Genomic DNA, 13,097 nt, shown 5'->3' on the forward strand with positions numbered 1-13,097 from the left:
ATTCCATAGCGCGTCGCGCCACCTGTCGGCGGCGAACGGTTACTTTAAGTATTGAGGCAAACAACTGCCGGGAGGAAGTTCTAGGAGTAATCGGACATTTCAGTGCGCTGAAATCCGCCAAACCATCATGGCGGAGGGCAGCAGATGCCGGCTGACGCCGGAAAGCGTCGCTACGTGCCACTTCCACCGTTCACGACCGCCGCCTACCCATGACGCTACCCACGCTTCGGGCCGACGACCGGCCACGATCTTGCGCAAACAGCGCGCGAAGCGTTCCGTTCGAGCGCGAACGCCTGTAGCGCATCGGGCTCGAACGGCAATTCCGCGACAGTGATGGCGGTGGGCGGCATGAGTATCATGATGCCCAACTCGCGCTACGTTTAGAAGCTCGGGAAGCCTTGTATTTGCGCGGGCGAATCACTGCGCGCAATAAGGGCAGCGTGGCTATTCTCGCGAAAAAGTTAGGTTTCGCTAACGGGTTTAGCAGTCAGAGGCCATAGGCATGAACCACGTGGTCGCCACCAGCGACGAAGACTTGCCCGTTCACGACCATCGGCGACGCGAAGTTGCCCTCGCCGTTTTGAGCTGGCGTGTATTTGTCGTGGAAGAGTATGGTCCCGTCCGCGGCATCCAATGCATAAAAGTCGTTGCCCAAACCGTCTGCGTAATACACCACACCATTTGCGGCGACGGGCGGGATAGCCGGGTTGAACGCGACTTGGTTCAAGCCGACTTGCGCCGTCCACACGGGTTTGGGGTTCACAGTACAGTTGCTGTCGATCGACAGTGCAATCACCCCGTGTTGGTATAAGTTGTTGCTCCCCGAACCGCCAGGGGACACGACGTAAAGCCGATTCAGCACCGGGTCGAATGCAGGAAGGCCTATGTTGCTGCCGTCGGCTGAAGTTTGGGAAATCGTCAACTTTTCAATGGGGCCCTGCTGCTGAATAGTGGCTCGGTTATAAATGAACAGGTTGCCGGACTTGTTGTAGGCCGCGAGCATCGTCGGGCAGGTGGGACGCTGAAAGAGCAATGCTGTAGCGCCGAAGTCGACGTCCGAGAGGGGCGGAGAAAGCGGCGAGTTCGCCGCGGCTACCGCCAGGGTCGGCGTGAGCTTCACGACGTGCTCCGCGAACGCGGCATTTTCCGGATTGGCGAATGCGTTGCCCGTGAGTGCATAGACGACCGTCCCATCAGGCGGAATCGATACGCCTCCCATACCCCATATACCGCCCCCATCTGGCCCGCTTGCGCCGGTTGGATACCAGCGTTGCAGAATCGCAGCTGGGTTGGTGGTGGACGCGCGGACGACCTGTCCATGGTACGGCTCCGTATCGCAGGGGTCACCGGCTGTCGCCACGTATATCGACGAACCATCGGGACTGAGCGTCAAGCCGCCATAGACCATCGTTATTGGAGTAGCGTTGTTTGGGTCGAGAAGTAGCAGGTTGAAGCCCGGGAGATCCACGCCGGTCTGCAGGTTGTACGCATGCAGGTAGCCTCGCCCGCTCACAACGAAAATCCGGTTGTTGGCATGGTCGATGACGGGCGTGCCCTGCACCCCGATCTTGCCTTGGAACAGCCCCTGGCAGGCCGACGTCAAGATAGCTTGAGGGATTTGGGCGCTTTTCCAAATGATATTCCCTGTCGCGGCATTCAGTGCATATGTACTGTTCCCCTCTGTCGCAACATAGACGATATCGGTTGGCACCCCGTTGATCATCACCCCGGCAGCCAGTACCGGCTGAGTCAGGATGGCACCGTCCAGGACTTTTGAGTCCCAGTGCTTTACCATCGTCCTCACGTTGGTCTGGGTGAGCACCGTCTCGACTGAGTTATACCCAGTCCGCTGCCTGTTCATACCATACGTCGGCCAGTCGGTCGTCGTAAAGGTTGGCGCGGCGACGGCCCCTGGTGTCCGGCTCAATGTAGCGGCAGTCGCTGCTTCGGGAGCCTGGTACGGCGTATCCACCGCCGGCCCGCGATCGTCGCGGAAATTATTCGGATTGATCTTGTCTCCGCCGTTCTGTTTGTCTACGTCCGATCCGTCGAGGGCGGCGGCTGGCGGCACTTTCGGTCCGACGCCATGCGGGTGCGGGCCATGAGGGAATGGGTTCAGTGCGTTTGACGACGCCTGAGCGGCTACTGCAAGACCCGGGGCAGATGCCGCAGCCGGTGCCGCGTTCGAACTTTGCGCTTGTGCGCCCGAGCCCGCCGCGCAGGCGAGGATCAAAGCTGCAACGAGCCGAGAAGCGTCGATAACGTTGTGTGCGCTTTTCATGTAGCCACCTCTTGCAAATATTGCTGTTAGCAATGGGTAGACGGCGCACCGCGACTTCTCGCCTCGACCTACTAATTGATACGCGCTTTGCTAACGTGAGGTCAATCGTACGCCATCTAAAACCAACCGCAAGAGATGGCCGCGATGGACTACCGTCTGGCGGACGGGGAATTGTCCCTATTGAGTGATTCAAGACTCACACACCGTTCGGCTGCTCATCCGAATGGCCGCGCGCGCAGTTCGGCGAGCGTACTGTCCGGAAAGCGCGACTCGGCGGACATCTTGCCGAGCTGCATCGCGCGCGGATAGAACGAGCCGGGGAAGTGCGCGGTCTGGAACGGGACTCGACGCCGGCGCGCACCTGCCCGCACAGATGCTCGCCGACCGTCTACGCGTCTCACGTTCCCCCGTGAACGAAGCGCTCGCGTAGCTACACGACAAAGGCATCTTGACGCGGGAAAAGAATCGCGGCTTCTTCGTCGCGAAGCCGCTCTCCGAATCTCTTGCGGACGTAGTCGACGAACTGCATCTTGCCGAGGCCGGCGTCGCCACGCGTGCCTATTTCCAGATCGCTGACGACCGCCTGAAAAGCGAACTGCCCGATGAATTCTCCGAGCAGCTGATCTGCACCCGCTACGGACTGACGAGCGCGCAACTGACCGCTGTGCTCGGCCGCATCGCGCGGGAAGGATGGGCTGAACGCAAACCGGGTTATGGCTGGCAGTTCTCGCCAAGGTTGACCACGCGCGACGGCCTGCTAAAGTCGTACCGGCTGCGGCTCGCGCTCGAACCGGCGGCATCGCTGGAGCCCGGCTGCCGGCTCGAGCGCAAGGTGCTGGAGCGGTGTCGTGAGGTCGAGATGCATCTGCTCGCGGGCGGCATCGAAACGGATACCGCCGACCAGTTGCACGATCGCGGCGTGCGCTTTCACGAGTCGCTCGCCGAGGCTTCGGGCAACAGCTTTTTCATCAACACGATCCGGCGGGTGAACCGCCTGCGCCGCTTGCTGTCGTATCGCTCGATGCAGCATCGCGAGCGCTACGTCGAACACGCGAAGCACCATTTGCATCTGCTCGAACTGTCGGAGCGGGAGCGCAACGAAGAAGCGTCGGAAGCGATGCGCGAGCATCTGCTGCAGACGCTCGACGCGCTGTCGCGCATCAGCGAAATCCTTGAACCCTGAGACCGCCCTTCGCCCTGAACGCGGTCGCCACGAGAACCTCTATGACTATAGATCCCTCTCTCGTCGCCGCCTTCTCGCCCACGGGCAAGCTGCGCGCGTCGATCAATCTCGGCAATCCGATCCTCGCCAATCGCGATACCCAGTCCGGCGAGCCGTTCGGCGTTTCAATCGATCTCGCGCGCGCGTTCGCCGCGAAACTTGGCGTCGAACTGGAACTGGTGGTGTTCGATACGGCCGCCAAATCGGTGCAGGCCGTCAGCGAGGAACGCGCGGATTTCGGCTTCTTCGCGATCGATCCATCGCGCGGCGCAACGATTGAATTCACGGCGCCGTATGTACTGATCGAAGGCTTCTATCTGGTGCGCGACGACTCGCCGGTGCGGTCGAATCAGGATGTGGATCAGGCGCACAACCGGGTCGTCGTCGGCAAAGGCAGTGCGTACGATCTGTTCCTCACGCGCGAGTTGAAAGCCGCGCAGATTGTGCGCGCGCCGAGCTCGCCGAGTGTCGTGCCGACATTTATCGAGCAGCAACTGGAAGTGGCGGCAGGCGTGAAGCAGCAACTCGAAGCCGATGCGAAGCAAACGGCCGGGCTGCGGCTGCTCGACGAGCGCTTCATGGTGATCCGGCAGGCAATGGGTGTTCCGAAGAGCCGCGGCGAAGCGGCGGCTCAGGCGCTGCGGTCGTTTGTCGAGGAGGTGAAGGCGTCGGGCTTCGTGGCGGAATCGCTCGCGCGGCATGGAATCGCCGGGGCGTCCGTGGCGCCTGCCGCGTAGCGGTCGGCTCCGGGCCGACATCGCGTGGGGAGCGGGACGGGCACCGCCCCGCCACGAACCACCCCGACTAACTCTCAAACGAGCGTAGTCTGCACATCCACGTTACCGCGCAACGCCTTCGAATACGGGCAGGTCTGATGCGCGCGCTCGATCAACGCGCGCGCCACGTCACGCTCGACACCGGGAATACTGACGAACAGACGCGCCTGAAGGAAATAGGCGCCATCGGTGGTGCCGAGATCGATTTCCGCATCGACGCTCGTATCGGCAGGCAACGAAAGGTGCAGCGCGCGCGCCGCCAAACCGAGCGCGCCGATGTAACACGCCGACCAGCCGGCGGCCAGCAACTGCTCGGGGTTCGTTCCAACGCCCGCGGTGCCGGGCGACGACAGCTTGATGTCGAGACGGCCGTCCGAGCTGCGCGCGGCGCCTTCGCGGCCGCCGGTCGTGTGGGTTTTACCGGTGTACAGCACGTTTTCGATGCGGGTCATGGTGGCTTACTCCTGTTGATCCAGTATTGTTGAGATCTGCAAATCCGGGCTCGAACTTGCGTTGGACGTATTTGAACGCGCCGACGTATCGCGCGTGTGTCTGGATCAGCGGGTTTGGTATGCGCACGTATCCGTGGTCCGCGCAGATACATTGCGATACAAGGAGCGGCGCGCGGCAACTAGCGCACGCGATCGCGCCCGTCGCTTCGTTCAGCGACGCCGGTCGAAATACCGCCGCAGCAGATAGTTGGCGGTCGAGCCATGCAACAGCACCGACAACACGATCGCATCGAGCACCGCGGGCAGCAGCGGCGTCATCGCGCCGCGCGCGTATTCGAGGCCGAACATCAGGTAGTAAAACGCGCCGACTCCGCGGATGCCCATCCATGCCATCAGATACCGCTGGCTGCTGTCGATGCGCGCACCGATCATCGCGACGACGACTGACAGCGGCCGCGCGACCAAAAACAGAAACACCGCGGGCAACACGGCGCGCACGTCGAGCATCTCGCGCCAATGCGCGGACACGACGCAGCCGATGATCAGCATCAGCGACAACTCCGCGAGCCGCTCCATTTCGCGCGTGAAGCCCATCATCGATTCGGCGAGGATCGCATGCGCCTTTTCCGGATCTTTCGCGACATCGGCCTGTTCGCCGTGCTGCACCTCGTCGAGCACTTCGGACGGATTCTTGTCGCCGGTCGAGCGCAATTCCTCGTGACGCACGGCGACGCCCGCCACGAATACCGCGACGAACGCATACGCGTGCACCAGCAGCGCCGCGCCGTATGACGTCGCCATCAGCCCTAGCGCGAGAAAGCCGTCGAGACCGATCGCTTCGCCGTAGCGGGTGCGCAGAAAGAAGATCGCGCGCGCGAACACGATCGCGAATACGCAGCCGACCACGAGCGCGCTGACGATCCCCCACAGCACCGAGCCGGCGAAATGCACGCCGCTGCCGGAGCCGAACAGGCTCGCGCCGGCAAGCGTCAGACCCAGCACCGCAAACGGATAGGCGGCGCCGTCGTTGAGGCCGCCCTCACCCGACAAAGCGAAGCGCACGGGTTCGTCGTCGCCGGCCTGCGTCACGCGCAGTTCGTTGGCGAGCACCGGGTCGGTCGGTGCGAGCGCTGCCGCGAGGAACAACGCCGCGCCGTCCGCGCGTCCGGTCAGCAAAGCGGTAAAGCCGAACATCAAGGCAACGGTGACGATCATCGCGGGCCCGCCGAGCCGCAGCGGCAACCACCACAACGGATTGCGCAGCCGCACGCGCAGATGCATGCCGATCGAGAACAGCGACACGACGAGCCCGACTTCGGCGAGCGTCGCGAGCAGCACGGTATTGCGGAGTAAATCGACACCGACGAGCCCGAACACGGCCGGCCCGACCGCCGCGCCGACCAGCAGATAGATCATCGCGCCGGTCAGCGGCAAGCGGCGGATCGGCCCGCGCGCAACCGCCATGAACGTGAGCAGTGCGCCGATCAGCAGGAACCAGACCGGTTCGTCTCTCATGGCGGAATCGCGAGCACGGGCGGCGACGGCGGCAGCCGGGCCGCGTCGCCGCTAGCGCGCGCTGCTGGCACCGTGGGGCGCGCTCGCGCCCTGCTGACTGCGCTGGCCGTGCTGAGCCGCCGCCTGGTTCGCGCGCCCCGCCTGCTCGCGGTTCGTCTGGTCGCGGCTCAACTCGCCGGGTGGCGTGCCCGACTGGGCTGCCGCGCCCGCCCCGCCTTCGGTGCCCGCGTCTTTGCCGGCCTGCGCGAATAGCAACGCTCGCGCGGCGACGGCCGGCTGAGTCCCGGCCCACTCGACCGCTTGCGCGCAGACGAAGTCACTCGCAACACTGAACATCGCGGCGACGGCAAAGCGCTGTATGACCTTCTTCATGAGCGGCTCCCCCGGTTCGGACAGGCTGGATATGCACTGTCCGTTGCGTTGCAAGCCGCGTTCCTCGCTCACACACCGAATGGAAACGTCTCCGACGCGTGGCATTTTTCATCGGCGAAAACGGGCAGCGCGGTCACCGCGCTGGTGCGATCGAGCCACACGAACGCATCGAACTGCTCGGCCAGCGACGCTTCCGCGTAGTGGCTATACCGCTCGGTCTCCGGACGATAAATGACGCCGATGAAGCGCTCCAGCAGCGGCGCGCGCAGCCGTTCGCACAGCGCGTCGTGCACGCCGGGCCGCAGGTCGAGCAGAAAGCGCGCGAGGCCCGTGGCGTGCATGCTGTATTCGACGCTGCCATCGAGCGATGGCCGCACGCTCTTCACTTCCATCGGTCCTCCCCAGTCGCTGGCCGCGGCGACCGTGCCGCTGTGCGTGCCGAAGCCGATCAGCGCCGCCGCGTCGCCGAACTGCGCGCGGCACAGCTGGCCCAGATTGATCTCGTCCTGCACGCGGCCCATCTGCGTGGCGCTCGCGTCGCCGATATGCGAGTTGTGCGCCCACACGACCACACGCGCCTGCGGGCCGCGACTGTCGAGCGCATGCCGCAGCGTGTCGAACATATGCGTGTCGCGCAGATTCCAGCTTTGCGGTCCGCCGTAATACATCGCGCGATAGTAGTGTTCGGCGACCGCCACGAGCCGCGCGTTCTGCGCCGCGTCGAGGAAGCGTTCGCCGTCTTCCCGTGCATAGTCGAGCCGGCTTTTCAGCAGATCGCCGAGCTGGGCGATCACGTGCTCTTCGCACTGCGCGTAGCCGCCGCTCAGCGCGGCGCGCCCATAGACGGCGGGATCTTTCTGCCACGGACTGAGGCACCCATAACGCTCGCGCGCGATGCGCGCCGCGGCCGGGTCGACGCTGTCCAGATAGCGCAGCACCGCGTCGATCGATTCCGACAGGCTGTAAATATCCAGCCCGTAAAAGCGCGTCTCGCTGTCGCGATGCAGGGCATTGTGCGAGCGCAGCCACGCGACGAAGCTCATGAAATCGGTGTTGCGCCACATCCAGGTCGGAAAGCGGCGAAACGGTCGAGACCGTTCGCCGGGCATCGGCCTGTCGCGCACATGCCGGTCGATGATCGCGGCATCGGGCCAGTCGGCCTCGACCGCGATCATCGAAAAGCCGTGCCGCTCGACGAGGTGTCGCGTGATCGCCGCCCGCGCGCGATAGAACTCCGACGTGCCGTGACTGGCCTCGCCGAGCAGCACGACGCGTCGCCCGGCGAAGCGGTCGAAAAACGCCGCGAATTCCGCGGAATCGATGTCGGGTAACGGTTCGGCCGCGTCGCGAAGCGCGAGTTCGAGCGCGGCCGGCTTAGGCGCGGCCGGCTGAGGTGCGGCCGGCTTAGGCGTGGCCCGCTCAGGCGCGACCGGCTCAGGTTCGAGCGGCGTAGGCGTGGGCCGCGAATCCGCATGCGCCACGCCGCCTGGCGCCGGCCAGCCGTCGTCGCCGACGAGCGGCACGAAGCGCACGTCCGCGAACGCATGTTCGTCGTAATCGTGTTCGTCACGCCGCACGATCTTCACGAGCCGCTGACGGCTCGGACTGCTACCGACCGGCATCACGAGCCGTCCGCCGACCGCGAGCTGCACGCGCAGCGCCTGCGGCACACGCGGCCCGCCTGCCGCCGCGATGATCGCGTTATACGGCGCATGCGCGGCAAGACCCGCGGTGCCGTCGCCGACATGCACTTCGACGTTCTCGTAGCCGAGCCGCTGCAAGCGCTCGCGCGCGCGCTCGGCGAGGCTCGCGTCGCGCTCGATGGAATCCACCCGGCCCGCGATCTCCGCGGCGATCGCGGCCGCATAGCCGGAGCCCGTACCGATGTCGAGCACACGGTCGCCGGGCTGCAATTCGGCGGCCGCAAGCATCTTCGCGACGATGTACGGCTGCGAGATCGACTGTTCGCCGCCGATCGGCAGCGGCGTATCGTCATACGCGAATTCGCGCAGATCGGACGGCACGAACGCTTCGCGTGGCACGCGCCGCATCGCCTCGATCACGAAGTCGTCGCGCACGCCGCGTTGCACGATTTGCCGCTCGACCATCCATGCGCGCGCTTCGTCGAAATCGCCCATCGCCGCCTCCTCGCGAATGCGCAGCGCTGCGCGCCCCCCCGCATCGCGGCGGGGCCACGCGCGGGTCCGCTGCTCTTCCACGCTTCAGCAATGAGCATACCGCCGGCTTGAACCGATGGCGATGCGCGAAACGTGAAGCGCGCGCGGACCGATCCTTGCTGAGCTTTTGCACCAACGAAACGCCGGTCCGAATCCGTCGCACAACAAAGGCTCAAATTATGAACATTCCCATGCAAGTCGTGTCTTTCCTCAGCTCGCGAGGTCTGAAGCTCGCCACCGCCGAATCCTGCACCGGCGGCCAGATCGCGTCTTATCTAGCCAGCGTGCCGGGTAGCGGCGCGTGTCTCGACGTCGGCTTCGTCAGCTACTCGCCATCAGGCAAAGCAGGCTTTCTCGGCGTGCGGGAAAGCACGATGAAGCAATACGGGCTCACCAGCGAAGCGGTCGCGCGCGAAATGGCCGAAGGTGCGCTAAGTCAGGAAGGCTGCTGCGCCGACATCGCGGTATCGAACACGGGGCTTGCCGATGGCGGCGCACATGGCAGCTCCGCTGACGGCCCGCCACCAGGCACGCAATGCTTCGCATGGTCGTTCCGACGGCCCGGCGATCGGTTCGTAACGTTCGCCGAGACGCGGCGCTTTTCGGGCGACCGCAACGACGTGCGTTCGTCCGCCGCGCTGTATGCGTTGTCGCGCGTCGAGCATTACTTCGATCAACTTCCGCGCATCGAGCGGGACCACTGAAGAGAGACCGAACGATGAATCTGCACCCTTCCTTCGACACCGGCGCGTGGCAGCAGGCAGTGATCGACGAACTCGGCGTCGAGCGCGATTTCGACGTGGCCCGCGAGCGCGAGCGGCGTGTTGCGTTCCTGAGTGACTACCTGGCGTCGCAAGGCTTGCACACCTATGTGCTTGGCATCAGCGGCGGCGTCGATTCGTCGACTGCCGGACGCCTCGCGCAGCTTGCCGTCGAACGTCTGCGTGCCACCGGCTATGAAGCGCATTTCGTCGCGGTGCGTCTACCGTACGGCAGCCAACGCGACGAAGAAGACGCCGCGGCCGCCCTCGCGTTCATCCGTCCCGACGAAACGCTGACGGTCAACATTAAGGAGGCCGCCGACGCGATGCTGTCTTCGCTCAAGCGAGGCAACGTGCAGTACGTCGACGACTTTCATGAAGACTTCGTGCTCGGCAACATCAAGGCGCGGCAACGTATGGTCGCGCAATACGCGATTGCGGGCGCGCGGGTCGGCGTGGTGATCGGCACCGACCACGCGGCCGAATCGCTGATGGGCTTCTTCACGAAGTTCGGCGACGGCGGCGCCGATATCCTGCCGCTGGCGGGTCTGACGAAGCGCCGCGTGCGCGCACTCGCGCATGCGCTCGGCGCATCGGAGCGGCTCGTCGACAAGGTGCCGACCGCGGACCTCGAATCGCTGACGCCGCAGAAACCGGACGAGGACAGCTACGGCATCAGCTACCAGGACATCGACGACTTCCTCGAAGGCAAGCCGGTCAGCGACGAAGTATTGACGACGATTCGCCGCTTTTACATGGCGACGCGCCACAAACGCGCGCTGCCGGTGGCGCCGGCGCGATCGTCGGCGTCGGCGTAGAGCGCGGCGCCCGCTTATCCGGCGCGCGGGCGTTTGGCGCGCTTCGGCGCTTCGATGTCCTCGCCCGGCGTTTCCTGCAGTTGCTCTTCGGGCGCGATGCGCGAGCCCCGATCGCGATCGGCGGACTGATCGGTCGGCTCCTGCGGCGCGCCAGCGCCTTCCGCCTCGATCTGCCGGCGCGCTTCCTCCCAATGGTCGTCGGCGCGCCCTTCCGGCGACGGATCGTTTTCCCAGATCTGGTACGCCCGCGTGCGGATGCGGGCTTCAAGTTCCTTGTCCATATGTGTCTCTCCGTGAACGTGAGCGATGCCGCGGCACGGCGCCACGCGCGCCGGGTCCGAATGACGGCGAGCGACAAGCGAGCAAGGGTTGTTCCGCGCGGCGCGTTGGATCGATGGCACCAGCGCAGGAGAGCGGCGGGCGCACAACTCCACCGTGTGCCGGTCGTAAACCGGGACAAGCGTTTGATGGGGATGCCGTCGTCAGCGCGGCGGGGCGCCGCGCGCTACCCGGGCCGCGCGCTCACGCCTCGGGACAGGCAAGGTCGGCCGCGACGATGCGCGCGCCGTACTCCTCGGCGGCGAGCCGCGCTTCCTCGATGCTGTTGAACGGACCGACTTCGGGGGCGCCATCGAACGGGAAAAGACGGCGGCCATCCACTTTACGGCTCACCAGCAGATCGGCATAGAATCGTCCATCGGCGCTGCGTCGAGCGGTGACGTAGATCGAAAAGTCGTCGCGCGAGGCGACTCCTGCCGCCGGATACTGCGTGAGTTTCAGCTTTCTCCTTGACATGGCTCTCCCTGCCTGCATCAGGCGATCCAGTTATGCCCTCCTGAAATCGATGTTAATGGACATGCAAACGGGTGCGTTCGTCCGTAAGCGTCGACTTGTGAACACGACTGTCGCAGCGACGCTTAAAGGCTCCAATCAGGTCTTGTCGCCAACTGCACGACTGCCCGCCTGATCCAGCCTCGCTTGCAGCGCTTCCTTGCGCGCCGCGATCTTCTTACCGAGCGCCGCGAGATCACAGCCGGTGCGACGCAAGGCCGGAAAGAGCTCGCCCTCCTCTTCCTCGACGTGATGCCGCACCAGTTCGGCCATGACCTTGAACGTCGCGTCGAAGCCTTTGTCGCCGGGCTTCAGCGTCGTGAACTTCGCGATTAGCGTCTTCACCAGAAAATGCTCGACATAGGCTTCATCGACATCGAGCTTGTCGTCGTCGGGCAGTGCTTGCTGCGCGGCCGGATACAACAGCTCTTCCTCGATGATCGTATGCATCGTCAGCTCTTCGCATGCACGCTGCGCCAGCGCGGCTTTGGCTTCGAGCGCGTCGCGCTCGTCACCGCGCGATTTGCCGAACGCATCGAACAGCTTTTCGACGGCGCGGTGATCGGCTTCGAGCAGCGCGAGCGCGTCGGGGGTGCTGGCGGTTTCGCGTGCAGCGGTGGGTTTCGTGTCCTTGGAAGCGGATTGCGTTGCGCGGTCGTTCATGGCGGCTCCTTTGATCGGTCAAGTGCCCGCATCGAGCAAACGCCATACCGCATCACCAGTCGCGCGGCGGTACGGCGATTGCTGCTGGTGGTCCGGCGCGGCGTGTTGCGCGCGAACTTCCCTCTCCTCTTTTCAACGCCCGATGAGAATCGCCCAGATCGCTCCGCTTTACGAAAGCGTGCCCCCGTTCGGATACGGCGCGACCGAACGCGTCGTGTCGTATCTGACCGAAGAACTGGTCGCCCGCGGCCACGACGTGACGCTCTATGCGAGCGCCGATTCGACGAGCGCCGCGCGGCTCGTGCCGATCTGTCCGCGCGGTCTTTGGCGCGACGCGAACGTGTGGGACACGCAAACGCATCACGTCAGGCAATTCGCGCGCGTGATCCGCGACGCGGATCAATTTGACGTCGTTCATTTTCACGGCGAGCCATTGCATTTCGCGTGGGCCGAGCGCTTGCCGTGCCGGACGCTGACGACGCTGCATGGCCGTCTGCTGCTGCACGATCATGGGCCGCTGTTCCGCGAATTCGGCGGCGTGCCGGTGGTGTCGATTTCCGCGAGTCAGCGCCGGCCGGTGCCGTGGGCGAACTGGCAGGGCACGGTACATCACGGCTTGCCGCTCGACGAGTTCTCGTTTCAACCGATAGCCGGTTCATATCTGCTATTTCTCGGCCGCATGATGCCGGAGAAACGTCCCGATCTCGCGATCGAAATTGCCCGGCGCAGCGGCCTCTCGTTGAAGATCGCCGCGAAGATCCATCCTGGCGAGCGCGACTATTTCCGCGAGCGCATCGATCCGCTGTTGCGGCGCTCGACAGCGTTCACCGAATACCTCGGCGAAGTCGGCGGCCTCGCGCGCCGGCGGTTGATCGAGAACGCACGCGCGTTGCTGCTGCCGATCGAATGGGACGAGCCGTTCGGCATGGTGATGATCGAGGCGATGGCGTGCGGTACGCCGGTGATCGCGTTTCGCCGCGGCGCGGTGCCGGAGTTGATCGAAGACGGCGTGAGCGGCCTGATCGTCGATAACGTGGACGCGGCGGTGCAAGCGGTTGCGCGCATCGACAGCATCGAGCGCGACGCGTGCCGCCGCTCGTTCGAGCGCCGCTTCACGGCCGCGCGCATGACCGACGACTACCTGACGATCTACGACGCGCTGCTCGCACGCGACACCCGAGACCACCCGCGCGCGACGGGCAGTCAGCCCGCGCCGGTGTAATCGCGAT

At 64.8% G+C, this 13,097-nt stretch carries 13 protein-coding genes and 1 pseudogene; 5 read left to right on the forward strand and 9 right to left on the reverse strand.

The annotated features are described in order from the left end of the window. Positions 1-487 precede the first annotated feature (487 nt). Together AB3X89_RS16310 and AB3X89_RS16315 are read right to left on the reverse strand one after the other, a co-directional pair. The gene (locus AB3X89_RS16310; protein ID WP_368584212.1) at positions 488-2,281 is read right to left on the reverse strand and encodes a PQQ-binding-like beta-propeller repeat protein; all 1,794 of its coding nucleotides are present in this window, start codon (positions 2,279-2,281) and stop codon (positions 488-490) included. 215 nt (positions 2,282-2,496) lie between these two features. After that, the gene (locus AB3X89_RS16315; RefSeq protein WP_368584299.1) at positions 2,497-2,652 is read right to left on the reverse strand and encodes a hypothetical protein; all 156 of its coding nucleotides are present in this window, start codon (positions 2,650-2,652) and stop codon (positions 2,497-2,499) included. On the opposite strand from AB3X89_RS16315, the pseudogene AB3X89_RS16320 reads away from it, so the two are divergent. Both AB3X89_RS16320 and AB3X89_RS16325 read left to right on the forward strand, forming a co-directional pair. Further along, positions 2,622-3,464: pseudogene (locus tag AB3X89_RS16320) on the forward strand (GntR family transcriptional regulator); the annotation flags it as partial. The gene AB3X89_RS16315 and the pseudogene AB3X89_RS16320 overlap by 31 nt on opposite strands. A 41-nt stretch (positions 3,465-3,505) precedes the next feature. Further along, positions 3,506-4,240: an ABC transporter substrate-binding protein gene (locus tag AB3X89_RS16325; protein ID WP_368584213.1), complete on the forward strand. Its 735-nt coding sequence runs from the start codon at positions 3,506-3,508 to the stop codon at positions 4,238-4,240. Between the two features lie 74 nt (positions 4,241-4,314). Here the strand turns inward: AB3X89_RS16325 and AB3X89_RS16330 are convergent, their stop codons facing one another. The 4 genes from AB3X89_RS16330 to AB3X89_RS16345 all read right to left on the reverse strand — a co-directional run bounded on the left by AB3X89_RS16330 (position 4,315) and on the right by AB3X89_RS16345 (position 8,756). Then, entirely contained in the window at positions 4,315-4,731 is a 417-nt protein-coding gene (locus tag AB3X89_RS16330) for an organic hydroperoxide resistance protein (protein ID WP_368584214.1), read from the reverse strand. Positions 4,732-4,941: 210 nt separating this feature from the next. Then, positions 4,942-6,246 (reverse strand): cation:proton antiporter, encoded by a 1,305-nt coding sequence (locus AB3X89_RS16335; RefSeq protein WP_368584215.1) that lies wholly within the window; start codon positions 6,244-6,246, stop codon positions 4,942-4,944. Between the two features lie 51 nt (positions 6,247-6,297). Continuing rightward, complete coding sequence (locus tag AB3X89_RS16340; RefSeq protein WP_368584216.1) at positions 6,298-6,618, reverse strand: hypothetical protein; 321 nt, start codon at positions 6,616-6,618, stop codon at positions 6,298-6,300. A 68-nt stretch (positions 6,619-6,686) separates the two neighbouring features. Next, positions 6,687-8,756 (reverse strand): protein-L-isoaspartate(D-aspartate) O-methyltransferase, encoded by a 2,070-nt coding sequence (locus AB3X89_RS16345; protein ID WP_368584217.1) that lies wholly within the window; start codon positions 8,754-8,756, stop codon positions 6,687-6,689. Between the two features lie 218 nt (positions 8,757-8,974). On the opposite strand from AB3X89_RS16345, the gene AB3X89_RS16350 reads away from it, so the two are divergent. Both AB3X89_RS16350 and nadE read left to right on the forward strand, forming a co-directional pair. After that, positions 8,975-9,499 (forward strand): CinA family protein, encoded by a 525-nt coding sequence (locus AB3X89_RS16350; RefSeq protein ID WP_368584218.1) that lies wholly within the window; start codon positions 8,975-8,977, stop codon positions 9,497-9,499. A gap of 14 nt (positions 9,500-9,513) precedes the next feature. Continuing rightward, positions 9,514-10,374 carry an ammonia-dependent NAD(+) synthetase gene (gene nadE / locus AB3X89_RS16355; RefSeq protein ID WP_368584219.1) on the forward strand — a complete coding sequence of 287 codons (861 nt, stop codon included), beginning with the start codon at positions 9,514-9,516 and terminating at the stop codon, positions 10,372-10,374. 14 nt (positions 10,375-10,388) lie between these two features. Here nadE and AB3X89_RS16360 read toward each other — a convergent pair whose 3' ends face one another. From AB3X89_RS16360 to AB3X89_RS16370, 3 genes are all read right to left on the reverse strand, one after another. Then, positions 10,389-10,655 (reverse strand): DUF2934 domain-containing protein, encoded by a 267-nt coding sequence (locus AB3X89_RS16360; RefSeq protein WP_368584220.1) that lies wholly within the window; start codon positions 10,653-10,655, stop codon positions 10,389-10,391. A gap of 241 nt (positions 10,656-10,896) precedes the next feature. Continuing rightward, complete coding sequence (locus AB3X89_RS16365) at positions 10,897-11,169, reverse strand: DUF6723 family protein (protein ID WP_368584221.1); 273 nt, start codon at positions 11,167-11,169, stop codon at positions 10,897-10,899. Between the two features lie 135 nt (positions 11,170-11,304). After that, the gene (locus tag AB3X89_RS16370; protein ID WP_368584222.1) at positions 11,305-11,868 is read right to left on the reverse strand and encodes a hemerythrin domain-containing protein; all 564 of its coding nucleotides are present in this window, start codon (positions 11,866-11,868) and stop codon (positions 11,305-11,307) included. A 142-nt stretch (positions 11,869-12,010) separates the two neighbouring features. Here AB3X89_RS16370 and AB3X89_RS16375 point away from each other — a divergent pair, with 142 nt between their 5' ends. Further along, positions 12,011-13,090 carry a glycosyltransferase family 4 protein gene (locus tag AB3X89_RS16375; RefSeq protein WP_368584223.1) on the forward strand — a complete coding sequence of 360 codons (1,080 nt, stop codon included), beginning with the start codon at positions 12,011-12,013 and terminating at the stop codon, positions 13,088-13,090. Positions 13,091-13,097 lie beyond the last annotated feature (7 nt).

The sequence above is a fragment of the Paraburkholderia sp. BR14320 genome (genome assembly GCF_040948665.1).
GTDB classification, from domain to species: domain Bacteria; phylum Pseudomonadota; class Gammaproteobacteria; order Burkholderiales; family Burkholderiaceae; genus Paraburkholderia; species Paraburkholderia youngii.

Excerpts from the sequence above, each read along its gene's own strand:
- nadE (WP_368584219.1), top strand. The coding sequence starts at position 9,514 with ATGAATCTGCACCCTTCCTTCGACACCGGCGCGTGGCAGCAGGCAGTG.
- AB3X89_RS16365 (WP_368584221.1), bottom strand. The coding sequence starts at position 11,169 with ATGTCAAGGAGAAAGCTGAAACTCACGCAGTATCCGGCGGCAGGAGTC.
- AB3X89_RS16310 (WP_368584212.1), bottom strand. The coding sequence starts at position 2,281 with ATGAAAAGCGCACACAACGTTATCGACGCTTCTCGGCTCGTTGCAGCT.
- AB3X89_RS16345 (WP_368584217.1), bottom strand. The coding sequence starts at position 8,756 with ATGGGCGATTTCGACGAAGCGCGCGCATGGATGGTCGAGCGGCAAATC.
- AB3X89_RS16350 (WP_368584218.1), top strand. The coding sequence starts at position 8,975 with ATGAACATTCCCATGCAAGTCGTGTCTTTCCTCAGCTCGCGAGGTCTG.
- AB3X89_RS16370 (WP_368584222.1), bottom strand. The coding sequence starts at position 11,868 with ATGAACGACCGCGCAACGCAATCCGCTTCCAAGGACACGAAACCCACC.
- AB3X89_RS16360 (WP_368584220.1), bottom strand. The coding sequence starts at position 10,655 with ATGGACAAGGAACTTGAAGCCCGCATCCGCACGCGGGCGTACCAGATC.
- AB3X89_RS16340 (WP_368584216.1), bottom strand. The coding sequence starts at position 6,618 with ATGAAGAAGGTCATACAGCGCTTTGCCGTCGCCGCGATGTTCAGTGTT.
- AB3X89_RS16335 (WP_368584215.1), bottom strand. The coding sequence starts at position 6,246 with ATGAGAGACGAACCGGTCTGGTTCCTGCTGATCGGCGCACTGCTCACG.
- AB3X89_RS16375 (WP_368584223.1), top strand. The coding sequence starts at position 12,011 with ATGAGAATCGCCCAGATCGCTCCGCTTTACGAAAGCGTGCCCCCGTTC.
- AB3X89_RS16330 (WP_368584214.1), bottom strand. The coding sequence starts at position 4,731 with ATGACCCGCATCGAAAACGTGCTGTACACCGGTAAAACCCACACGACC.
- AB3X89_RS16325 (WP_368584213.1), top strand. The coding sequence starts at position 3,506 with ATGACTATAGATCCCTCTCTCGTCGCCGCCTTCTCGCCCACGGGCAAG.